The sequence below is a fragment of the Hydrogenivirga sp. 128-5-R1-1 genome (assembly GCF_000171895.1).
This window is the reverse complement of the sequence record NZ_ABHJ01000094.1, coordinates 1-2,642: the sequence shown is the minus strand read 5'-3', so window position 1 is coordinate 2,642 and position 2,642 is coordinate 1. Positions and strand designations below refer to the sequence as shown.

The following is a 2,642-nucleotide window of genomic DNA, read 5'->3' as shown; positions in this document are numbered from 1 at the left end:
GTGAAGCTAAAACTATAGAGCTCCAGCCAGATAAAAATAAGGCTAAATTTTTATTAATTTTTTTAATAACTTATAACTGTAATATGCAGAAAAAGAGGCAATAAATCCTATTCCAATACTATTTATAGACCATGCAGTAATACCTCCATCCCCAAAAATAAGAGATTGTATCAATAAGACAAAACTTACTGAAACAAATGCAATCCATGGATTAAATAGTATGGATATGACAGCTGTTCCTATTGCGTGTCCACTTGTTCCACCGGGAATAGGAATATTAATCATCATAATTAGAAAAGATAAAGCTGTTAAGGTTGCTATAAATGGATAAGTTTCTTCATTTAGAATTTCTTTTAATTTTTTTATCCCATAGGTTAGTGCCGGTATTGCTACTGCATATGCAGGTATATATGTTTGAGGAGATAAATATCCATCAGGTATGTGCATTTTTTTCTCCTAATTATTTTAAGATTATACAGTTAAAACAATGCAGAAAAAGTAAATATTGTCCTATACTTTTCTTTTCCTTCTGCTCCCTGTTGTAAACTTTCCTCATTTAAATCTGTCCAGGAAGGTATTTTAACACCTAAACCTACACTCACTGTTTTGTAATATGCCCTTAATCCATACAGAGTATATAAAATTCTCCCACCTGTTCCCTTTAATCCTGTTCCGTTTTCTTTATCTCTTCCTAAGTTTAAATAGTTAAGTTCAAAATCTAAATCTAATCTAAATTTATTCTTTTCAGAGGTTAAAACTCTATATGTTAATGCAGAGTTTATTCTAAATTCATCACCAAACATATATTTTGTCCCATCACTATATTTATATTCAAAAAACTTTAAATAATTTGTATCAAATATAAATGTGGTTTTATCTGTGAGTTGTTTAGTTGTTGTAAACCCTAATGTAATACTTGGTTTTCCAAATCCAAGAGACATTCCAGGGTCTATATTTCCATTTTTATCTCTTATATTTGGATTCCCAGTTGGTAATGTGGTTCCTCCATAAACTGTAAAATGCCAGTCCATTAAATCATCTAAGCTTTCACTTTCTGGTATAAGCATAAAACCCTCATCATATTTAAAACCTAAAACTGCCATGAGGGAAATATCAGCAAAACCACTGGTATTAAAAGAATTATTTTCTACTATTTTTGTATAATAAGGGATGAATAAATATAAGGAAAGATACGGTTTTATTCCATATCCAGTACCATAAATCCAGAAGTTATAGTTATCAGTTTCGTCATCTCTCTTGTAAGTATATTTTTTAAATTTTGCATAATCTAATTTCAGATACGCTAAAAATTTACCTTGAGGCAATGTGGCTGATGAAGAAGTTTCAAGTGGAGCACCGGGACCTTCTAATCCAGCAGCACCCAAAGCTGCCACTCCATGATGAGCATAAACGCTGGTATAAAAAAATAAAAACAGGAAAATTAAACCATTAAGTTTTTCAAGCTTTTTCCTCCTTATTGTGAAATAAAATAACCCATAGACTAAAAAAATTGCAAAAACTCCAATAAATATTTTTAATAAATATCCAAACTGGTTAGAAGTTTTATTTATTTTTGATAGATTATTAACAAATATCTTTTTGACAATTCCGTGCCCATCTTCAGAAAAAGCTTTTACAGTCCAGTTACCGATTTTATCTGGTAAAAAAACTAACCTTCCATACTTATCTGTTCTTCCAACCTGAAAAGGTATTTTTTTATTATCAGGAGAGTAAACTTCAAATTTCTCATAAGAAAAAGGAGTTCCATCTGCATAAAATATAGTTATTACAACTGCATTCTGGCGATTAATTGTATATTGGACACTGTGGGCGTAGGATAATTTGGAAGTTATTAAAATTAAAATCAGTAATATATAAAACATTTTCTTCAATTGACCTCAAAATTTAAAGTTGTTGAATATATAACTTCATCTGCTTTTGTTGAGATGATTTTTTCTTTATAAGTTGCTTCAATTAACTGTAGACCTTTATGTTTTATCCTTATGTTTATTCTCCCATGGCTGTCAGTTATACCTCTAACCTTTCCATCGTATGCTACTGGGATGTTTTTTGCTGGCTTACCATCAAAAGTTATGAGAAGTCTAATTTTATCCCCTTCCTGTAATTTTAAAGGGTCATTTACTGGAATTATATCCAACTTTTTTGTAAAGGATTTTTCTAAATTTTTACCCCATAGATTTATCCTTTTAACATTTTCATAAGATAACCAGCTTTTTATAGGAGTATCAATTTGGTTTTTTGGTTTATTAATAGTTCCATAAGGTGTTTTAGTCCAATATCCACTTGAAATGTCAACATATATGATTGCACAGTTTTTATTTATTACCAGAGGATATTCTTTTTTTACATCTATTTCTATTTTATTTCCATCTTTATCTATACATTTTACAGACTGAATATTTTCAGGATTGTATTTTATAAGCTTTTTTTCTCCATATGAAGGATGTTTATGTCCATAATATAAAATGTAATTATTTTTATGCTTTTCTATCCATAAATCGTGGGCATAAGTTAAGTTAATTAAAAATAAACCAATTAAAAATATTAATGACCTCATTTTTACACCTATATAAATGAATATTCATTTATCAAAATAATAATAAAAATTTAGCTTATACGTC

Annotated in this window: 3 protein-coding genes; all 3 read right to left on the bottom strand. The window is 29.1% G+C overall.

Annotation, left to right across the window (positions count from 1 at the left end):
* Positions 1-42: 42 nt before the first annotated feature.
* Genes HG1285_RS18295 through HG1285_RS04895 form a run of 3 tightly spaced genes read right to left on the bottom strand, consistent with a single transcriptional unit; the run spans position 43 to position 2,578 of the window.
* Complete coding sequence (locus HG1285_RS18295) at positions 43-447, bottom strand: energy-coupling factor ABC transporter permease (RefSeq protein ID WP_008288527.1); 405 nt, start codon at positions 445-447, stop codon at positions 43-45.
* A gap of 32 nt (positions 448-479) precedes the next feature.
* A complete protein-coding gene (locus tag HG1285_RS17750; RefSeq protein ID WP_008288526.1) occupies positions 480-1,892 on the bottom strand; it encodes a transporter in 1,413 nt (470 codons plus the stop codon).
* Positions 1,889-2,578 carry a DUF4198 domain-containing protein gene (locus tag HG1285_RS04895; RefSeq protein WP_008288525.1) on the bottom strand — a complete coding sequence of 230 codons (690 nt, stop codon included), beginning with the start codon at positions 2,576-2,578 and terminating at the stop codon, positions 1,889-1,891. Before HG1285_RS04895 ends, HG1285_RS17750 begins: the two co-directional genes overlap by 4 nt.
* Positions 2,579-2,642: the final 64 nt, after the last annotated feature.